The sequence below is a fragment of the Bradyrhizobium sp. Ken64 genome, assembly GCF_055807555.1.
Genome location: NZ_JBVVPA010000008.1, coordinates 70,833 through 89,086, shown reverse-complemented (window position 1 = coordinate 89,086; position 18,254 = coordinate 70,833). Strand labels below are relative to the sequence as shown.

General features: G+C 64.0%; 24 protein-coding genes. 15 read left to right on the top strand and 9 right to left on the bottom strand.

What is annotated here, in order from left to right; translation table 11 throughout:
- The first annotated feature begins 141 nt into the window (after window positions 1-141).
- Window positions 142-426, top strand: a complete 285-nt coding sequence (locus AC0L2F_RS15985; RefSeq protein WP_473248991.1) for a hypothetical protein — start codon at window positions 142-144, stop codon at window positions 424-426.
- Window positions 427-495: 69 nt separating this feature from the next.
- Here AC0L2F_RS15985 and AC0L2F_RS15980 read toward each other — a convergent pair whose 3' ends face one another.
- Window positions 496-1,158, bottom strand: a complete 663-nt coding sequence (locus AC0L2F_RS15980) for a hypothetical protein (RefSeq protein WP_473248990.1) — start codon at window positions 1,156-1,158, stop codon at window positions 496-498.
- A 486-nt stretch (window positions 1,159-1,644) separates the two neighbouring features.
- On the opposite strand from AC0L2F_RS15980, the gene AC0L2F_RS15975 reads away from it, so the two are divergent.
- From AC0L2F_RS15975 to AC0L2F_RS15960, 4 genes are all read left to right on the top strand, one after another.
- The gene (locus tag AC0L2F_RS15975; RefSeq protein WP_007590796.1) at window positions 1,645-1,815 is read left to right on the top strand and encodes a hypothetical protein; all 171 of its coding nucleotides are present in this window, start codon (window positions 1,645-1,647) and stop codon (window positions 1,813-1,815) included.
- A 312-nt stretch (window positions 1,816-2,127) separates the two neighbouring features.
- The gene (locus tag AC0L2F_RS15970; protein WP_007610592.1) at window positions 2,128-2,370 is read left to right on the top strand and encodes a hypothetical protein; all 243 of its coding nucleotides are present in this window, start codon (window positions 2,128-2,130) and stop codon (window positions 2,368-2,370) included.
- Between the two features lie 157 nt (window positions 2,371-2,527).
- Window positions 2,528-2,767: a hypothetical protein gene (locus AC0L2F_RS15965; RefSeq protein WP_473248989.1), complete on the top strand. Its 240-nt coding sequence runs from the start codon at window positions 2,528-2,530 to the stop codon at window positions 2,765-2,767.
- Between the two features lie 105 nt (window positions 2,768-2,872).
- Window positions 2,873-3,163 (top strand): Zn-ribbon containing protein, encoded by a 291-nt coding sequence (locus tag AC0L2F_RS15960; RefSeq protein ID WP_007610595.1) that lies wholly within the window; start codon window positions 2,873-2,875, stop codon window positions 3,161-3,163.
- A 1-nt stretch (window position 3,164) separates the two neighbouring features.
- On the opposite strand, the gene AC0L2F_RS15955 is transcribed toward AC0L2F_RS15960, so the two are convergent.
- A complete protein-coding gene (locus tag AC0L2F_RS15955) occupies window positions 3,165-3,551 on the bottom strand; it encodes an NUDIX hydrolase (RefSeq protein WP_179950106.1) in 387 nt (128 codons plus the stop codon).
- A 144-nt stretch (window positions 3,552-3,695) separates the two neighbouring features.
- Window positions 3,696-4,805, bottom strand: a complete 1,110-nt coding sequence (locus AC0L2F_RS15950; protein ID WP_063996260.1) for an AI-2E family transporter — start codon at window positions 4,803-4,805, stop codon at window positions 3,696-3,698.
- Window positions 4,806-5,248: 443 nt separating this feature from the next.
- Here AC0L2F_RS15950 and AC0L2F_RS15945 point away from each other — a divergent pair, with 443 nt between their 5' ends.
- The 3 genes from AC0L2F_RS15945 to AC0L2F_RS15935 all read left to right on the top strand — a co-directional run bounded on the left by AC0L2F_RS15945 (window position 5,249) and on the right by AC0L2F_RS15935 (window position 8,035).
- Window positions 5,249-5,476, top strand: coding sequence for a hypothetical protein (locus tag AC0L2F_RS15945; RefSeq protein ID WP_473248988.1), 228 nt, complete (start codon window positions 5,249-5,251; stop codon window positions 5,474-5,476).
- A gap of 118 nt (window positions 5,477-5,594) precedes the next feature.
- A complete protein-coding gene (locus tag AC0L2F_RS15940) occupies window positions 5,595-7,640 on the top strand; it encodes an acetoacetate--CoA ligase (protein ID WP_473248987.1) in 2,046 nt (681 codons plus the stop codon).
- Window positions 7,641-7,732: 92 nt separating this feature from the next.
- Window positions 7,733-8,035: a hypothetical protein gene (locus AC0L2F_RS15935; protein WP_007610613.1), complete on the top strand. Its 303-nt coding sequence runs from the start codon at window positions 7,733-7,735 to the stop codon at window positions 8,033-8,035.
- Window positions 8,036-8,038: 3 nt separating this feature from the next.
- Here the strand turns inward: AC0L2F_RS15935 and AC0L2F_RS15930 are convergent, their stop codons facing one another.
- Window positions 8,039-8,275, bottom strand: a complete 237-nt coding sequence (locus AC0L2F_RS15930; protein ID WP_473248986.1) for a hypothetical protein — start codon at window positions 8,273-8,275, stop codon at window positions 8,039-8,041.
- A gap of 338 nt (window positions 8,276-8,613) precedes the next feature.
- Window positions 8,614-8,901: a hypothetical protein gene (locus AC0L2F_RS15925; protein ID WP_473248985.1), complete on the bottom strand. Its 288-nt coding sequence runs from the start codon at window positions 8,899-8,901 to the stop codon at window positions 8,614-8,616.
- Between the two features lie 190 nt (window positions 8,902-9,091).
- Here AC0L2F_RS15925 and AC0L2F_RS15920 point away from each other — a divergent pair, with 190 nt between their 5' ends.
- From AC0L2F_RS15920 to AC0L2F_RS15910, 3 genes are all read left to right on the top strand, one after another.
- Complete coding sequence (locus tag AC0L2F_RS15920; RefSeq protein ID WP_007610619.1) at window positions 9,092-9,679, top strand: formyltransferase family protein; 588 nt, start codon at window positions 9,092-9,094, stop codon at window positions 9,677-9,679.
- Window positions 9,680-9,903: 224 nt separating this feature from the next.
- Entirely contained in the window at window positions 9,904-10,248 is a 345-nt protein-coding gene (locus tag AC0L2F_RS15915; RefSeq protein WP_007610621.1) for a hypothetical protein, read from the top strand.
- A complete protein-coding gene (locus AC0L2F_RS15910) occupies window positions 10,193-10,738 on the top strand; it encodes a hypothetical protein (RefSeq protein WP_007610623.1) in 546 nt (181 codons plus the stop codon). Before AC0L2F_RS15915 ends, AC0L2F_RS15910 begins: the two co-directional genes overlap by 56 nt.
- A gap of 53 nt (window positions 10,739-10,791) precedes the next feature.
- Here the strand turns inward: AC0L2F_RS15910 and AC0L2F_RS15905 are convergent, their stop codons facing one another.
- A complete protein-coding gene (locus tag AC0L2F_RS15905) occupies window positions 10,792-11,190 on the bottom strand; it encodes a RidA family protein (RefSeq protein ID WP_473248984.1) in 399 nt (132 codons plus the stop codon).
- Between the two features lie 151 nt (window positions 11,191-11,341).
- On the opposite strand from AC0L2F_RS15905, the gene AC0L2F_RS15900 reads away from it, so the two are divergent.
- A complete protein-coding gene (locus tag AC0L2F_RS15900) occupies window positions 11,342-12,217 on the top strand; it encodes a DMT family transporter (protein WP_007610626.1) in 876 nt (291 codons plus the stop codon).
- 203 nt (window positions 12,218-12,420) lie between these two features.
- Entirely contained in the window at window positions 12,421-13,842 is a 1,422-nt protein-coding gene (locus AC0L2F_RS15895) for a caspase family protein (RefSeq protein WP_473248983.1), read from the top strand.
- 75 nt (window positions 13,843-13,917) lie between these two features.
- Here the strand turns inward: AC0L2F_RS15895 and AC0L2F_RS15890 are convergent, their stop codons facing one another.
- Both AC0L2F_RS15890 and cysK read right to left on the bottom strand, forming a co-directional pair.
- On the bottom strand, window positions 13,918-14,160 hold the full coding sequence (locus AC0L2F_RS15890) for a BrnA antitoxin family protein (protein WP_007610629.1): 243 nt from the start codon (window positions 14,158-14,160) through the stop codon (window positions 13,918-13,920).
- A gap of 3 nt (window positions 14,161-14,163) precedes the next feature.
- Window positions 14,164-15,141, bottom strand: coding sequence for a cysteine synthase A (gene cysK, locus AC0L2F_RS15885; RefSeq protein WP_473248982.1), 978 nt, complete (start codon window positions 15,139-15,141; stop codon window positions 14,164-14,166).
- Between the two features lie 219 nt (window positions 15,142-15,360).
- Between cysK and AC0L2F_RS15880 the strand changes: the two genes are divergently transcribed.
- Window positions 15,361-15,579, top strand: coding sequence for a hypothetical protein (locus tag AC0L2F_RS15880; RefSeq protein WP_007610632.1), 219 nt, complete (start codon window positions 15,361-15,363; stop codon window positions 15,577-15,579).
- Between the two features lie 29 nt (window positions 15,580-15,608).
- Here the strand turns inward: AC0L2F_RS15880 and tgt are convergent, their stop codons facing one another.
- Window positions 15,609-16,757 carry a tRNA guanosine(34) transglycosylase Tgt gene (gene tgt, locus AC0L2F_RS15875; protein WP_473248981.1) on the bottom strand — a complete coding sequence of 383 codons (1,149 nt, stop codon included), beginning with the start codon at window positions 16,755-16,757 and terminating at the stop codon, window positions 15,609-15,611.
- Between the two features lie 203 nt (window positions 16,758-16,960).
- Between tgt and AC0L2F_RS15870 the strand changes: the two genes are divergently transcribed.
- Complete coding sequence (locus AC0L2F_RS15870) at window positions 16,961-18,169, top strand: patatin-like phospholipase family protein (RefSeq protein WP_473248980.1); 1,209 nt, start codon at window positions 16,961-16,963, stop codon at window positions 18,167-18,169.
- Window positions 18,170-18,254 lie beyond the last annotated feature (85 nt).

The window sequence follows — 18,254 nt, the reverse complement described above, 5'->3', positions numbered from 1 at the left end:
TGGCGGACACCATGGCTCGTCATCCTCGAACCGCTGGAGTAAACAACATCCCGAGGTGAATGGTGGATGAATGCCCAATTCAGCGACCATTACTCGTCATAGCCATATGGGCGATCGGGGAGTGACGCGGAGGACATAGAAATGCTTGCAGCTATCGCCGGTGCGGCCCTCGCTCTCCAGGTGGGCATGGCCGCTCCCCAGCCGGGCCCGGTCCAACAGGTCCAGTTTCGCGGCAGCCCGGACGGCGGCTGTCCGCACGGATATGACTTCAACTACTCCAACGGCCGCTGCTATCCCAACGCGTACAAGGCGCCCGGCGTCTACGCGAGACCCATCCCCGACGATCCGCCGCGGGGCTATGGCTACTATCGACCTCACAGATATGGCGATCCCAGGTACGCGCCGGGCTATTACCCGCGCTACTAGCGTCGCGTCATTGGTTCCCGGATGCACGGGCCGATATCAGCGGCCCGTCAACGCGAGCCCGCCTTGCCTTCAGCTTTCCGGAGCTGACACCGTAGCCGGCGTGCTCAGCGGAGCTCCTCCAACCGAAACGGGCCCGACCGATTTCGACTGCCGGGCGATCCGCTTGCGGATCGCGGCGGATAGTCCATAGCGCGCATGCGCTCTTCGAACGGAGGACGTGACGTCCGACATCATGGCGTTTTGCAGCGAGTCGATCTTCGCGATCAGCGTGGAAAGCTGCGAAGACACCTTCTTCACATCGACCCGTTCGTCCGTGATGCTCTGCCGCAGCGAAAGCAGCACCATCGAATCCCCCTGCAGCAGAGCCGCGTTTTGCTGCAAAGCCTGATTGCTCTCCTGCAGCGAAGCCGTGTGTTGCTGCTGGGTCGACTGAATGTCCTTCAAGGCAGCGACAACCGGATCCGGCTTTGGCGCTGACGCCTCTTGCCGCGGGAGCAGATCAGCCAGGCTGCTCAGATTCAGCGACGGCAAGCCGGCCGGCCATGTGTAGATCGCCGCCGCGCCGTTGATGGCCAGGGCACACACCGACAGCGCCATGACCGATGTCCGGCCGGACCGCTTGACCGGTTCTGGAGCGTCCAGGCTTGCGGGTTCGTCGGCGGCGATGGCCGCAGCCAGTGCTGCAGGGTCGAGCTGTTCGACGAGGCCTTGCGTTTCGAAAGTCGCGGTCATGGCATTGACCCCAAATGAGCGAGCAACGGGAAGCCGTCGCCGGAACGTCCTCGCGACAGCTCCCTTACGCAGCACCCATCTACAACTGTCTAAAATTGTGGGCTTTTCAGCTTAATTCCACGTTAGCGGCCGCGGCCTGCTGCAGACCCCGCCACCCCGGCCGACTACGGGGTCGTGCGACAGACATGACTCGCAGCCTGGTACGAGAGCTCCCCCCGATCCCGGGAAGCCGTCTGGGTCCGAAGCGGATTTTCCGAAGTTGGCAAGGTACCCCTGTTTTGCCCGACGAGTCAACCGGCGTCTCCGCCGGATGCAAGACCGCTTTGTGCCAAAAAGAAAGCGTTGCGCCAGCAGGACTTAGCTACTGTGCATGGGGTTGTTTTCGCGATTTTGGCCACCGCCTGCTCTTGCGCCGGGCCCTGCCCCAAAAGCCGGGAGACAACCCGCTCAAAAAGTGTAGGATTCGACAAAACAGGGAGGAGCGGCATGTTTGAAATCAGCGGTTTCGACACGGCAGGAATCGTCAGCCTCAAGCGGCTGTCACTCACCGCCGCCCTCAAGAAGGCCAAGGAGCTCATCGCCGACGGGTGCTGGGGCGTTCAGGTGATCGGTCCAGGGGGCCAGGTCTACACCTCGTTCGAGGAGCAAGCCGCGTAGCCGCCCGCCTTCGGTATTATTCGGAAACCACCCGCCCATCCGATCGCGCGTCGCGCGCTCTCGCCGTTGCGGTGATCGACGTGAAAACCCCAGCGCCTGGTGGAGCGCCGGGGCGTTTTCAAAATATCAATTGGTCAAGCAATGAGGTCTTCGTAGCAGCGATCTCGACCATCGCTTGTGAACTGGTTCACACAGACTTCGATCTTTCCACGCCTTGACGAGGCTCAACTGCCGCGCGCCGTGCCGTTGCCAATCAACTCGTTTGGGAGCACGCTCTCTCCAGGCGCGCAGACGCCGCTCAGGGAGAAAGCCATGAAGGAAACGGGCCTGGATCATCGCCACCGCGACAAGGATGGCGCGATCAGCAAGAAGCACGGCAACACGCTGGTCGGTACGTTGCGCAAGATCTACGGCAAGGGTTTTGCCGCCGGTTATCCGGATACGACTGAACTCAGCGAGGTCTTGCATCAGTTGAACGAGACATCGCTGAGCCAGTTGCGGCGCGATCACGACACCGGGCATCTCGGCCACAAGATCGACCACGTCCCGAAGTGACGGCCTCCCCTCGTCCCAACTTCAGGTAGTTGAAATCAACTCGACCAGGTGCCTTCGCCCCTGCGCGGACAGGCTGCGCGGCCGGGTGTCTCGGCGAACTTGCCGTTTGAGCTCTCGCCGCCCGAGCGCTAGGATGAGCCTTTTTACGGAGGCTCATTTGAAACAGTTCATTATCATCACCGCCATTGCGCTCGCCGTGACGGCTCCCGCCCGCTCGCAGGCCCTCGTCGATCCCAACAAGGTTGCTCCCGAATATCGCGAGGCGGCCGAGAAGCGGCGGGCCGAGCAGATGCGGCAACGCGAATGCGCGCTGAAGGCGGATCTCGAGAAGGTGCTGCCCAGGGATCGCACCGTCTATCTCAACCATTGCCTGGACACGATAGCGGCCAAGCAATAGGCGGCTGATCGAGCGGCTTGAAGTCCCGGACGCGTTCAAGCTTTCTTCAGACATTTGGGATCACCTGACGATCCATTTCCATCAGTCATCGTCGGTCGACCGCGCATGAGTTTCGTCCAGATTCAGTGCACGCGCTGCAAGACCGTGTTCCGCGACCGCGCGGGACGGTTGCAGGACGGCTATTCCAGGCAATGTCCGAGCTGCGAGGTGGTGCTGTTCTTCGCGGAGGATTCGCCAAACCCTCAGGTCAAGCAGGCCATGAAGCGCGCGCGCAAGGCTCGCAAGGAGCAGCGCGAAACCGAAATGGCCAGGGTGTCCGCGCCGCAAACGCGCGCCAATTCTTCGCGGGCCCACACCGGACGGATACAGCACTCGTCGGAGGACGAGGAGGCCTAGCTCACCCGCGCTTCCGCGGAAACAGGCGGTCGCGGATATAGCGCGAGGTCGGCGTCAGGCGGATGCCGCGCGGCTTCTGCCAGACGGCGCGGTCGATCTCGTTCTTGTCCCCGATCGCGAGCCTGCCCTTGGCGCCCTTGGCGATGAAGATCGCGTCGCTCATCTTGCGGCCGGAGCGCTTGTTCCTGGTCGTCACTTCCTTCCAGAGGCTGATCCGGCCGAGCTTCAGCTTGGGCAGCTCTTCCTTGATTTCCCGGCGCAGGCAGTCCTTGTCGGACTCGCGCGCACGCTTGCGGCCGCCCGGGAACATCCACAGGCCGTCCGACCGGCGTCTGACCAACAATACCTTGCCGCGCTTGGCGGCAACCAGCTTGGAAGACTTCGCCATGTCCGCCGTAGTCGAAAATAGAATCGAGCCCATGGTAACTTGTCTAGTCGGATAGACAAGTTCGGGATGGATCTTGATCACATGGGCAAGGCCGTCAGGTCTGATCGAACCGGCAGGCCGATCCCGCCGTTCGAGGGGGCCAGATCAGCCCTCGCCCGCCGCTGTCCCCGCCCTCGAGCCCGCCTCGGCCCGGTCCTCCGTCCTGATCCAGGCCATCATCATTTCCCAGGCCACCGACAGGATGATCGGGCCGATGAACAGGCCGACGATGCCGTGGGCGAGCGTGCCGCCGATCACGCCAACGAAGATGACGATGGTCGGCGTGGTCAGGCCGCGTCCCATCACCAGCGGCTTCAACATGGTGTCGAGGAAGCCGACGACGACGAGAAATACGGTGAGCAGCAGCGCTGTGGTGACGTCCTTGGCAGTCCATATCCAGATGATTACCGGCAGCAGCACCAGGAAGGCGCCGATCTGCACGATCGAGAGCAGCAGCACGATGAAGGCGAGCAGGCCTGCGCTCGGCACCGCGGCAAGCTTGAAGCCGATGCCGGCGAGCAGTGCCTGCACGATCGCAACACCGATCACGCCTTGCGCCACGGCGCGGATGGTCGCGCCCGCGAGCCCCAGGAAATGCTCGCTCTGTTCGGGCACGATGCGAAACAGGAAGCCGCGGCCGGCCGCAACCAGCCTCGGTCCGTGCGGAAACAGGAAGCCGGCCACGAACACCGAGACCAGAAACTGGAGCGTGCCGACGCCGGCGTCGCCCGCGAGCGACAAGAGCGGTCCCGCCAGCGGCTGGAGATAAGGCGCCACCTCCCGCAGCACTGCGCGGATGTTGTTGTAGGCCTGCTCCCAGAGGTCGAATAGCCAGGGGCCGACGAGCGGCCACGACTTGAGCTGCTCCGGCGCCGACTGAAGCGCGAGGTCGCCGGTGCCGAGCTGGTGCGCCAGTTCGCGCACACCGTCCACTGCGCTGATGCCGAGCCAGGTCGCAGGACCGATGACGATGCCGAGCGTGATGAGGGTCAGGATTGCCGCTGCGGTCTTGGGCCGGCCGCCAAGGATCTTGGCGACCCAGCTGAAGGCCGGGTAGAACGCGACAGCGAGCACGCCGCTCCAGGCAAGGATCGGCACGAAGGGGCGGATGATCAGGAAGGTCCAGATGATCAGCAGGCCGAGAAGGCCGACGCGGATCACGAGCTGGATGATGTCCTCGCCCGTCAGGAGCTGACGCAGACTTTTCACGGGCACGGCTTTCCTTGCGGCATTGACGCGGGTTCCGGCACTTGCGCGGCCCAGCGTTATTGCCAGCCGGGCCCCCGGCGTCAAGACGACCGGGCCGGCCCGAGCCGGCGATTAGGAACGCATCGGGCCATTCTGCATTCCGAGACGATGGCACGCCGTCCCAGAGAGCCCGTCACACACGCAGGCATTCACCGCGGCGTCCATTTTTCGCTGAAGCCAAACGCCGCACCGGGCTATTGGCGCTACGCCTATGCCGTCGGCGACAGGGCCCGCTCCGGGCGCGTGCAAGGCAGGCTACCGTTGCTCGCCATCAGGCGCGTACAGATGCGCATCGACCGGGACATGCGGAGCATTAACGACGATTAACCGGATTTCGGCCGACCGGTTTACGCCGTTGCAAAGGCGTGCACCTACGCTTCCATCCAGGTCCCCCAAACCACTTCGGTGCAATGGCCAATACCATCTGGAAGATCGAAGAATTCACCTGCGCGGGTTGCAGCATGAACTACACCGCGACACGGGAGGAGCACGCCGAAGCGCATTCCGGCAGCTTCAAGTGCAGCATCTGCAGCGGCGTTGTGCACACATGGTCTGGCAAGCACCATTTCTTCGGCTGGGAAGCGGTGAAGACCAAGCCACCCGTGTTCGGCAGGCGCTGGGCCGGGGCCGGTTGGTAGGCTGCTTCCAGCGGACCCAGACCAGCTACTCCCGTCAATGCTGCCTGCCCGAACTGCGGCTTCTTCTCCTCTGCGGCACCGGTTAAACTCCGCGCCCCGCAACTGAAGCCGATACGCAATGACCGCAGCTTTCGTTCCCCAGATTGCCCTTTATCGCACTTGGCTCGCCGAACAGCGCGGCCTCACCTTCGCCAGCTACGAGGAGATGCGGCAATGGTCGGTGCACGATCTCGACGGCTTCTGGCACAGCATCTGGGATTATTACGATCTGCAGTCGCCAACGCCGTTTGCGGCCGTGATCGCCGAGCGCAAGATGCCCGGCGCGGTCTGGTTTCCCGGCGCCCAGGTCAATTATGCCCGGCAGGTGTTCCGCCACGTGGACGCGGCCGACGCCGCCGGCCTGCCCGCGATCGTCAGCTGTGGCGAGGACGGCAAGCTTTGCGAGACGAGCTGGCCGGAGCTGCGGCGCAAGGCCGCTGCACTCGCACTGCATCTGAAAGAAAAAGGCATCAAGCCCGGCGACCGCGTCGCCGCCTATCTGCCCAACATCCCCGAGACCATCATCGCATTCCTGGCGAGCGCCAGCATCGGCGCGATCTGGAGCGTCTGCGCGCCCGACATGGCCGCGCCAGCCGTGATCGACCGCTTCAAGCAGATCGAACCGAAAGTGCTGATCGCCTGCGACGCCGTCACCTATGCCGGCCGCCGACACGATCGCAAAGACGTCCTCGCCGAGCTGCGGCGATCGCTGCCGACGGTCGAGCACGTCATCCTGCACGGCGAGGCCGCCGCGCCCGGAGCGGCTGACGCGCTGCTCTCCGACATTGTCGCAACAACCGGCGCGGAGATCGACGCATTCGAGCCGGTCTGGCTGCCGTTCGATCATCCGCTCTGGATCGTCTATTCCAGCGGCACCACCGGCCTGCCGAAGCCGATCGTGCACGGCCATGGCGGCATCGTCATCGTGGTGCTGGCGCTGCTGGGATTGCACAACGATCTCGGCTGCTCCTACCACGAGAACTCGTTCGGCGAGCGCTATCATTGGTACTCTTCGACGGGCTGGATCATGTGGAACTCGCAAGTCGGCGGCCTGCTCAGCGGCACCACCTGCTGCATTTTCGACGGCAGTCCCGGCGGCGCCAGGGACAAGCCGGACTGGACCACGCTGTGGCGCTTCGTTGCGCAATCCAAAGCGACCTTCTTCGGTGCGGGCGCGGCGTTCTTCGCCAACTGCGTCAAGGCCGAGGTCGACCTCACCGCCGGCGATCTCTCGCGATTGCGTTGTCTCGGCTCGACCGGCTCTCCGCTCAGTGCCGACACGCAAGCCTGGTTCAACAACCGCTTCGCGGCGCTCGCGAAGGCCAATGGCAGCAAGGCGCAGGCCGATATCTGGTGGGCCAACATCTCCGGCGGCACGGATTTCGCCGGCGCCTTCATTGGTGGCAATCGCGAACTGCCGCAGACGCCGGGCGCGATGCAGTGCCGTCTGCTGGGTGCCGCCGTGGAAGCCTTCGACGAACAGGGCCGCGCCGTCATCGGCGAGGTCGGCGAGCTCGTCTGCACCGAGCCGATGCCGTCGATGCCGCTCTATTTCTGGAACGACAAGGGCGATGCGCGCTATCGGGCGAGCTATTTCGAGACCTATCCCGACAACTTCGACGGCAGCGGCCGCGGGCCGGTGTGGCGGCACGGCGACTGGCTCAAAGTCGACCCGGACGGCTCCTGCATCATCTATGGCCGCAGCGATGCCACCATCAACCGGTATGGCCTGCGCATGGGCACCAGCGAACTCTATTCTGCGATCGAGGCCTTGCCGGAGGTGCTGGATTCCCTCGTCGTCGATCTCGAATATCTCGGCCGTGACAGCTACATGCCGCTGTTCGTGGTGCTGCGTGAAGGCGTCGCGCTCGACGAGGCGATGCGGGCCAGGATCAACAAGGCGATCGAGGCAGGCCTCTCCCGCCGCTTCCTGCCCAACGAGATTTTTGCGGTCACTGAAATTCCGCGCACGCTCTCGGGCAAGAAGCAGGAGCTGCCGATCAAGAAGCTGCTGCTCGGCCAGCCCGTCGAGAAGGTGATCAACCGGGAGGCGATGGCCAATCCCGCCTGCCTCGACTGGTATCTCGCCCTCGCGCGCAACTATCTGGCGCGGACCGAGACTTGAGGGGAGATCGCCCCAATTGCGCCGATGCCGTTTGGACTCCGTTCACCGATCGCCGCTAGAGCAGGATGTCTCTTCCGCAACGAACGCGCGCCATGGCCGACCTCAACGCCGTCCTCACCAGGCTCAACGACCGCCTGCTCCGCCTCGAAGGTGAGCTGTTCGTGCTGCGCTCGCTGGCCCGCGCGACGCTGACTGCGGGCGATGACCATGCCGTGCGGATGCGCAAGCTGGTTGAGGCTGCAAAGGTCGCGCTCGACGACGAGGCCACGCGCCCCCTCGACAAGCCGACGCGCAAATATGTCGATGCGGCGACCGCGCTGGTGGAGGAATTGCTGGTCGAGCCGACCCAGGCACGGCCGTTGTTCACCGTCATCGACGGCGGCCGACGCGACTGAGCGTCAAACTGGCCGGCCGTCGTCCGTCGCGGGAATATCGCCCGCCTTGAGCCGGCTGAGGCCGGCTTCGATGATCGCGATCTCCTCGTCGATCTGGCCGATCGGCAGGCTGAAGTCGTAGCCGGACCTGCTCTTCAGATCGACCGCAAGCCGCTGTCTGTGCATCATCAGCTCGTCGAGGCCGCGCCGGTTCTTCAGCCGGACATAGACGTCGACGATCTGCACAATCGCGCTCGGCATGAAATAGGTCCCGGCGAAAAAGCCCGCACAGCGCACCCACGCCGGCGGGACAATCTCGGTGTCGCGGTACGCAATACAAATCCGCGACGGATTCGTCGATACGCCAAGCTGGTTGAGATCATGTTACCGTCAGATGATTTCGTGATGGCCGAGCACGAAAAAGCCGCTGGCGATCACGCCAGCGGCCAAATCCGGGTTCGAAAACGGATGCGGGTTGAAATGTCGCCAGCCCCGGTGGGTCCACCTTCTACCGGCAAATCCTGGATCTCTGTGTTAAAAACGAAACACAGGAACAGGCCTATCCCTAATCGCCGCCCGACCGTGGCGGCGTGGCACGGCTAGTCCGAGACGCAGAAATATTTGCGCGGCAGCCTGCGGTAGGCGCTGTAGCGGTAATGCGGCCGGTACGCGTAGCCGCGATAGAGTGCCGGCGGCTCCTGGCCGTAATAGGCGCCGTGATAGAAATTGATGACCGGCCCTTCCGCGCAGCGATAGGTGTCCCAAGTCGGGCCGATGAACGGTGCCACCCCAACCTCGGGCGGAACCGCCGGATAGGGTGGTCCGCCGGCGCGCGCCGGAACGGTTGCGACCAGGGCCGCGAGAAGGACAAACCACGCGCTGCGCATGCGTTCGCTCCGAGCCGATGCCATGCGCGCATGGAAGCACCGGACCGGCCGACGCCGCAATCGCGGAATTCATCGGGCACCCTCGCCCGGTTGCATTGTTGATAACCGGCCCAAACCCGGCGCGGATGGTGACAGGACGTCCGGACGTGTTATCGGGAGATGACGCAGTTGCGAGACGGATCGGACACCCATGCGTATTACCCTCGTCGGCTCCCGCCATTTCGGCGTGACCACCCTGAACATGCTCCGGGAGCACGGTGTCTCGATCGTGCGGGTCGTGGTGGCCGACGCCGAGGACCGTCTCGCCGCGACAGCCAAGGCGGCGGGCATCGAGGTCGTGGTTCAGGCCAATCCCAAGCTGGTGGTGGCCTCCGAGATCGCCCCCGATACCGATCTGATCGTCACCGCGCACAGCCACGCCCGGATCGGCAAGGACGCGCTTGAGGCGGCGAAGCTGGGCGGGATCGGCTATCATCCCTCGCTGCTGCCGCGTCACCGCGGCAAGGCGGCCGTGGAATGGACCATCAAGGAAGGCGATCCGATCGCCGGCGGCACGATCTATCACCTCGCTGACCGCATGGACGCCGGCGCCATCGCGGCCCAGGAGTGGTGCTTCGTCAAGAAGGGCGAGACGGCGCGGGAGCTGTGGGAGCGCGCGCTCGCCCCGCTCGGGCTCAAATTGCTGGCCGACGTGATCGATTACGCCAAGGTCCACAAGGCGCTGCCGTCCAAGTCCCAGGACGAGCAGTTCGCGACCTCGGCGCCAAGTCTTTCCTAAGCCCCTTTCCTGAGGCCCCTTTCCTGAACCCCTTCCTGAGTCGCTGTCTTGACGTTTACCCTTAACGTGAAGGGGCGTTGATTCTGCTTCGAAAATTGCAGCCGGAAACCCAAATAAACCATTGTTCCCACAGGAACAATTTTCGATTTGGCACCGCACCAAATTTCCGTCACATTTGGCCCGAATAAGGGTCAGCATATCAGACAAATTCAAGGACGGATTTTATGCGTTTTGCTCGCATTGCGGCGTTCTGTGCCGCTTCAGTTATCACCCTCGCCGCGCCCGCTTTCGCCCAGACTCCCTATGATGGCAACTGGCAGGTCACCATCGTCACCAAGAGCGGTTCCTGCGAGCCGACCGCAAGCTCCTTGCTGACCGTTGCCGACGGCAAGATCACCGCCCCCGGCGCTAACGTTTCCGGCACCATCGGCCGGGAGGGTCTTGTGAAAGTTTCGATCAATGGTGCATATGCCAACGGTCAACTCAGCGGCAACGCCGGATCGGGGAAGTGGAATGGAGCATCTGCAGGCATACCGTGCAGCGGGCGGTGGGAAGCATCGCGCCAATAGAAAAATCGTGACCAGCGGTCTGGGCCGGCGGCTGCTGATCGCGGCCGCCGTTATGTTTGCGGCCGGAATTGCCAACTCCGAGAGCAAGGCCCAGTCCGGCCCGTTCGCCCCGCTGGCCGGCAGCTGGAGCGGCTCAGGCACGGTCACCCTGGATGACGGCTCGACCGAGCGGATCCGCTGCCGGGCCAAATACGCTCCGATCGGACCGACCATGGAGTTGTCTCTGACCTGCGCCAGCGACGCCTACAAGTTCAACCTCGGCGCCAACGTCAAGGCTGAAGGCGGCGCCATCGCGGGCAGCTGGTCCGAGGCCAGCCGCAATATCAGCGGCTCTCTTTCGGGTCGCGGCGCCGGCGGAAACTATGAGCTGCTCGCCTCCACCGCCGGTTTCAACGCCAACATCTCGCTGAAGACGTCCGGCAACAAGCAGAACGTCACGATGCGCGCCGACAGCCAGTTCCGCGGCGCCAACATCTCGCTGTCGCGCTAGACCGATACGAGTAAATTGACAATCGACCCTGCGATCTCGCCGGGTCGATTTTTTTATGTGCCCGGCACGAACGCCGTGACCTCGATCTCGACCTTGGCCCGGTCGTCCACGAGGCCGCCGATGTAGAGCAAGGTCGAGGGCGGGAAATTGCGCCCCAGCGTTTCCTTCCAGGCCGCGCCGATGCCGGCTCCGGCGGCCTCATATTCACTGCGGCTGGTCAGGTACCAGGTCAGGCGGACGATATGCTCGGGGCCGGCGCCGGCCTCGCCCAGGAGCTGGACGATCCGCTTCAGCGCGGTCCCGACCTGCGCTGCCATGTCAGGCGCGTAATTGCCGGTCTCCTCGCCGCCGGTCTGCCCGGCCAGCATCACCCAGCGACCCGGCCCCTCGACCACGACACCATGGGAAAAGCCGCGCGGTTTTTTCCACTCGGCCGGCTGCAAGATGTGCATGAGCGAATATCTCCCGATTTTTCTCGTTGTTCGCTGATGCCTTAGCACGCCGGCATGCATCGCTGCACCGGCAGATTTGGCCGTTGCAAACGGCGGCGATGTCGCCGATACCGGCCCTCCCTCAGGACCCCCGCCTCTCACACCCGCGCCGATGAACACGACACCGTCCAAAACGATGGCTGCCCTGTGGATGGCGGGCTGGCTGTCGCTGATGCTGGTCATGGCGGTCGCCGGGCGCGAGACCACGCGCGAGCTGAATGTATTTCAGATCATGGAAGTGCGTTCGCTGATAGGCTTCCTGTTGCTCTCGCCGATCATCTATCGGGCCGGCGGCTTCAAGGTGCTCAGGACATCGCGCCTGCCGCAGCACATCGGGCGCAATTTGGTGCACTATGTTGCGCAGCTTGGCTGGTTCTTCGCGCTGACGCTGATCCCGATCGGCCAGGTGGTGGCAATCGAGTTCACCATGCCAATCTGGACGGCGCTGCTCGCAGCGAGCCTCCTCTCCGAACGCATGACGCCGTGGAAGATCGCCGCCATCGCGCTTGGCCTCTTCGGTGTGATCGTCATCGTCCGACCCGCCACCGGCGAAATCAATCCCGGTCAACTCATTGCGCTCGGCGCCGCGATGGGCTTTGGCGTGTCCATGGTGCTCGTCAAATCGCTGACCCGCACCGAAAGCGCGCTATCGATCCTGTTCTGGATGCTGGTGGTGCAATCGGTCGCAGGCTTCATTCCGACGCTGTTCGTCTGGACGTGGCCCTCCGCCTATGTCTGGGCATGGGTCGGCGTGATCGGCGTCTGCGGCACGTTTTCGCACTACTGCCTCGCCAGCGCGATGCGCTATGCGGATGCGACCATCGTTGTTCCCATGGACTTCCTGCGGGTTCCATTGACCGCGACCGCGGGCTGGCTGCTCTATTCGGAGCGGCTTGACACCTGGACGGTGGTCGGCGCCGCGCTGATCCTGTTCGGCAATCTCCTGAATCTAAAGCCAGCTCCGGCGGATCCTGCCCTCGCACGCTGAACCTCCCGCCGCCTCGCGCGACAAAACCAAGTGGCCGTGTGATTTGGATCACGCTGGAGAGGGACTCCATCGTGCACATTCTGCCACACAGCAGCGGGTTGAACGCGACGAACTGCCGTTTTGGTGGCGCCAAATCGGGTACTTCGTGTAAGTTCGTTGCCAATTTGTTGCTGCCTGCAATTCGATTCTGTTGGGGATTCCAGATGCGCACTCTCACCCTCCTCGCGTCGCTGATGTGCATGGCACTGTCGGTCAGTGCCGCGAAGGCCGACCGCCGTGTTGCTTTCGTCGTCGGCAACGGCACCTACAAGAACGTCGCTCAATTGCCGAACCCGCCGATCGACGCCAAGGCGATGGCGGCAACGCTGCGCAATGTCGGCTTCGAGGTGATCGAAGGTTCGAACCTCTCGCGCGACCAGATGACGGAGAAGCTGCTCGACTTCGGCCGCAAGGCGCAGGGCTCCGATGTCGCAGTGTTCTATTATGCCGGCCACGGCATCGCGGTCGGCGGCTCCAACTATCTTCTGCCCGTCGACGCCGACATCAAGTCGGAGATGGACGTCAAGCTCGGCGCCGCCATCAACATCGATCTGACGCTCGAGCAGACCATGGGCGACGCCAAGGTCAAGCTGGTCTTCCTCGACGCCTGCCGCGACAATCCGTTCGCCGCCAAGATCAAGTCGAACTCCGCGACCCGCAGCGTCAACGTACAGAGCGGTCTTGCCGAGATGAAATCCGGCGAAGGCACGCTGATCGCGTTCGCCACTGGCCCCGGCCAGACCGCGCTCGACGGCCAGGAGGGCAACAATAGCCCGTTCACCCGTGCGCTGATCGACAACATCACCAAGCCCGGTGTCGAGATCCAGCAGGCGATGACGTCGGTCCGCGCCCAGGTCAACGAGGAGACCCACAAGGGGCAGCTCCCCTGGGGCCACACCAATTTGATCGGCGCGGTCTATCTCAACCAGGCTCCGACGACGCAGGTCGCCAATGCGGCACCGACGGCTGCTGGCGTCGTGCCCGCGGCAACGGGCGGCAATTCGGATGGTGTCGAGCTCGAATACTGGCGCTCGGTCAAGGAGAGCAACAAGCCCGAAGAACTCAACGCCTACCTCTCTACCTACCCGAACGGCCAGTTCAAGGCGCTGGCGCTGGCGCGGCTCGCCGCGATCAAGAGCGGCCCGTCGACGACGACCCGCAACCTCAACGCCGGCGTCGATCCCGCGACCTTCACCGACGACGCCAGCCAGCTCACCGAGGACCAGATCGGCCTCGACAAGGGCCAGCGCCGCGACGTGCAGCGCCGCCTGACCGGACTTGGATTCGACACCAAGGTCACCGGCGCGTTCAGCGAGGACACCCGTACGGTGCTCAAGCGCTGGCAGGCGGCACGTGGCTATCCGTCGACGGGCTATCTCAACAAGCTCCAGCACAAGGCCCTGCTGTCGGAGATCGTGGCCTCCGCGCCGGCCACTGCGAGCGACGACAGCGCGAAGCCGGCCCGACGTGCCCCGGCCCAGGCGCAGAGCGCACCGGCCCAGCATCGCGGCGGCGGCGGCGACGCTGGCGCAGCCTTCGTTGGCGGTGTCGTCGGCGGCATGATGGGCGGCATGTTCCGCCGCTGAGGCGAGGCCAATCGCAAATACAGAAGCCCGGCTCGCGCCGGGCTTTTTCGTTGCGAGTCCCTCAACCTTTGGCGTCTACTTCCCCGCGGCCTTTCGCAGCGCCTCGTTGATGCGATCCTGCCAGCCGGGCCCGCCGGACTGGAAATGCTCCAGCACGTCCTGGTCTATCCGCAGCGTGACCTGCTCCTTGACCCCCGGCGCCACGTTCTGCTTTGGCGGCGCCGCAGCGACCTTCGCCGTCACCTTCTTGAACGCCGCCTCGGCCTCCGTCCTGGCGTCGCCCAACGTCCGCGGCCGCCTCGGTGGTTGATCCGCCATGTCCTAGATTCCCTCAAACAGAGCCGTCGAAAGATACCGCTCGGAGAAGGACGGCACTATAGCCAGGATGGTCTTTCCCGCAGCTTCCGGCCGCTTGCCGATCTCGAGGGCCGCGGCGATCGCGGCGCCCGAGGAGATGCCGCCCGGAATGCCTTCGTGCCGCGCCAGCGCCCGCGAGGTCTCGATCGCCATCGTCGAGTTGATCTTCACGATCTCGTCGATCACCGAGCGGTCGAGGATGTCAGGGACGAAGCCCGCACCGATGCCCTGGATCTTGTGCGGCGTGTGCTGGCCACCCGACAGCACCGGGCTCTCCTCCGGCTCGACCGCGACCACGCGCAGCGAGGGCTTGCGCGGCTTCAGCACCTGGCCGACGCCGGTGATGGTGCCGCCGGTGCCGACGCCCGCGACGAAGAAGTCGATGTTGCCGCCGGTGTCGTTCCAGATCTCCTCCGCGGTGGTGCGGCGGTGCACCTCGGGATTGGCAAGATTCTTGAACTGCTGCGGCATCACCGAATTCGGCGTCGTCTTCAACAGCTCTTCGGCCGTCGCAATCGCGCCCTTCATGCCTTGCGCGGCCGGTGTCAGCACCAGCTCCGCGCCCAGAAAGGCCAGCATCTTGCGGCGTTCGATCGACATCGACTCCGGCATGACCAGCTTGAGCCTATAGCCGCGCGACGCCGCGACGAAAGCCAGCGCGATGCCGGTATTGCCGGAGGTCGGCTCGATCAGCACGGTGTCGGGCTTGACGATGCCGGCCTTCTCCATCGCGATGATCATCGCCGCGCCGATGCGATCTTTCACGCTTGCAGCGGGATTGAAATATTCAAGCTTTGCCAAAATGGTCGCGTTCACGCCGTGCATGCCCGGCAGCCGGCGCAAGCGCACGATCGGCGTGTCGCCAAAAGCATCGACAATCGAGTCATAGATCCGGCCGCGGCCCGGTTGGTGCGCTGCACCCGTGGTGGACGATGCGTCCATGATGAACTCCCTGTGGCGACGATTTGTGCTTCTGTTGCAGCTCTTGCGCAGTTAGAGACAGCCTGCGGCGACACGCAAGCATTGCGACACATGTTAAATACGTTGCATCGCAAAATCGCGTGAGCGGTAATTATCAGAAAACCAACGCATTTGTGTTGCGACCTCGTCAACTGATTCTGCTTATGTTAGACTTAGGTCTCAAGCTGGGAGGTCACCACGATGTCAGCAGTCGCTGAAGTGTTGTCGACCGTCGCACCGAACCGCGCTCCGCGGTGCAGTGAGTTGCCCACCTGTCCCGTCTGCGCCGACTCCATGGTCGCCGCCGAAGGTTCTGCGTATGTGTCGGAGCACCTGATCAGCTATCTCTGGACCTGCGACAATTGCGGCTACGGCTTCGTGACCAAGCACGCCGTCAAGCAGCGTTTCCTCTGCAACTGATGCTCCTTCACTGACCATGCGCAATTGACCTAGCGCGGGGCGATGTCGCCCCTCGCCCAGTTCTCGCGCGTACGCCGATAGAACTCCTCGAACGTTCCCTGTGCGATAGCTTCCCTGATGCCCTGCATCAGGAACTGGTAGTAAGCGATATTGACCTCGGACAGCAGCATCGCACCCAGCGTCTCGCCCGACTTGACGAGGTGGTGCAGATAGGCGCGCGCGTAGGTGCGCGCCGACGGCCAGGAGCTCTCTTCGTCGAGCGGACGGGAATCGTCGGCGTGGCGCGCGTTGCGCAAATTCACCTGGCCGAAGCGCGTGAAGGCAACGCCATGCCGGCCATTGCGCGTCGGCATCACGCAATCGAACATGTCGATGCCGCGCTTGACTGCTTCGAGGATGTCGTCCGGCGTGCCGACGCCCATCAGATAGCGCGGGCGCTCTCTGGGCAGCAGCGGCGCCGTCTCGTCGATCATCGCCAGCATCACGGCCTGCGGCTCACCGACGGCGAGCCCGCCAATGGCATAACCATGGAATCCGATCTCGATGAGGCCTTGCGCGCTGGCATGGCGAAGCTGGGGGATGTCGCCGCCCTGCACGATGCCGAACAGCATGTAGCCGTCGGGCGCGTTCTCGAAGGCGCGCTTGCTTCGCTCGGCCCAGCGCAGCGATAATTGCATCGCGCGGTCGATGTCGGCGCGCTCGGCGGGCAGCCGCACGCATTCGTCCATCTGCATCGCGATATCGGAGCCGAGCAAACGCTGCACTTCGATCGAGCGCTCCGGCGACAGCTCGACCTTGGCGCCGTCGATATGCGAACGGAACGTCACGGCCTGCTCGCTGACCTTGCGCAAATCGGCCAGCGACATCACCTGGAAGCCGCCGGAATCCGTCAGCATCGGCCCGTTCCAGCCGGTGAATGTCTGCAGGCCGCCAAGCGCCGCGATCCGCTCGGCGCCGGGACGCAGCATCAGATGATAGGTGTTGCCGAGCACGATGTCGGCACCGGCTTCACGCACCTCGCGCCAGTGCATGCCCTTCATCGCGCCGGCGGTGCCGACCGGCATGAAGGCGGGCGTGCGCACCACGCCATGCGGCGTGGCCAGGCGCCCGGTGCGCGCGGCGCCATCGGTGGCGAGCAGTTCGAAATGATTGGGCAGACCGGTGTCAGGACGATTCATGACGGTGCTTATTGCGTGTCGGAGCAGGCCGATCAACCCGCTCAGGCCATGCTTCGGCCGGCTTATGCATCAGACCGGGACAACCGACACCAATATTGGGGACACGGAATTTGTGCCCGCAGCGCTTGTTAAACAAAACGATACCGTGTAGTTTTATCCTGGGGCTGGACGAGCTGCCGCGGCGATGTTGCCGGCGGCGGTAAATGCGTGATCGCCAGCCACCGACAATGCCTTTCCCTTCAAGTTCGACTGATCCGTCCGCCCGTTCGCATGACCGGACAAGGCAGACCGGCGTCCGCCTGTTCGGATTGCTGGTCCTGACATGCAGCCTGGCGCTCGGCGCTTGCACCTCCCTGCCTCGCACGCCTTATACGGCCGCTGAAGCCAGCACATCGCGCGTGCTCGATATCGACGGCCTCCGGCGCTACGCCGACGACCCCATCACGAAATTCAGCTTCGAGAAGGACACCAGCACCGCGACGAGGTCCTACCTGGCGCTGTCAGGCGGCGGCGCGGATGGCGCCTACGGCGTCGGCGTGCTGAACGGCTGGACCGCGGCCAGAACGCGTCCCACGTTCTCGGTCGTCTCGGGCGTCAGCACCGGCGGCCTGATCGCACCCTTTGCGTTTCTCGGCTCACGGTATGACGACACGCTGAAGGAGGTCTACACCAGCGGTGTCGCGGAGAGCCTGTTGAGCGATCCCAGCATCATGCGCGTGCTGTTCGGATCCGGTCTGTTCGGCAACACGCGGCTGCGCGAGCTCGTCGCCCGCTATGTCGGGCCGGAGCTCATGGCGCAGGTCGCGCGTGAAAACGCCAAGGGCCGAAGGCTGCTGGTGGTGACGACCGATCTCGACACTCAGCGCACCGCGATCTGGGACATGGGCAAGATCGCCGCGGTCGGCACGCCCGAGGCGCTCAAGCTGTTTCGCGACGTGATGGCGGCCTCCGCCAGCATCCCCCTGGTGTTTCCGCCGATCATGATCGACGCCGAAGGCGAGGGCCGCAGGTTTCAGGAGATGCATGTCGACGGCGGCGTGACGGCCCCGGTGCTGACACTGCCCGAAGCCCTGCTTTTCCAGGGCAGTCGCCTGCCCGGCCCCGCGAACCTGGACATCTACATCCTCGTCAACAAGAAGATCGAACGCAACTTCGAGCTCGTCTCCAACAGCACCATCGACGTCGCCTCACGCAGCCTATCGTCGATCACCCAGTCGCAGACCCGTTCGATCATCTTCTCGACCTATGATTTTGCCAGGCGCAACCGCCTAGGCTTCCATCTCTCCTACATCGCGCGCGACTATCCGGCTGCTCCCTCGGAAGGCTTCGACACCGCCTATATGCGGGCGCTGTATCAGTACGGATATGAGAAGGCGGCTTCGGGTCAGGCCTGGACTTCGACGCTTCCGTGAGCGCTCGCTGAGGAACGGGGCCGTGCCGAGACGGTTGACGATGAGGCCCGTCCGGCCAGATTGGCCATGACGCACCCGTTGCTGC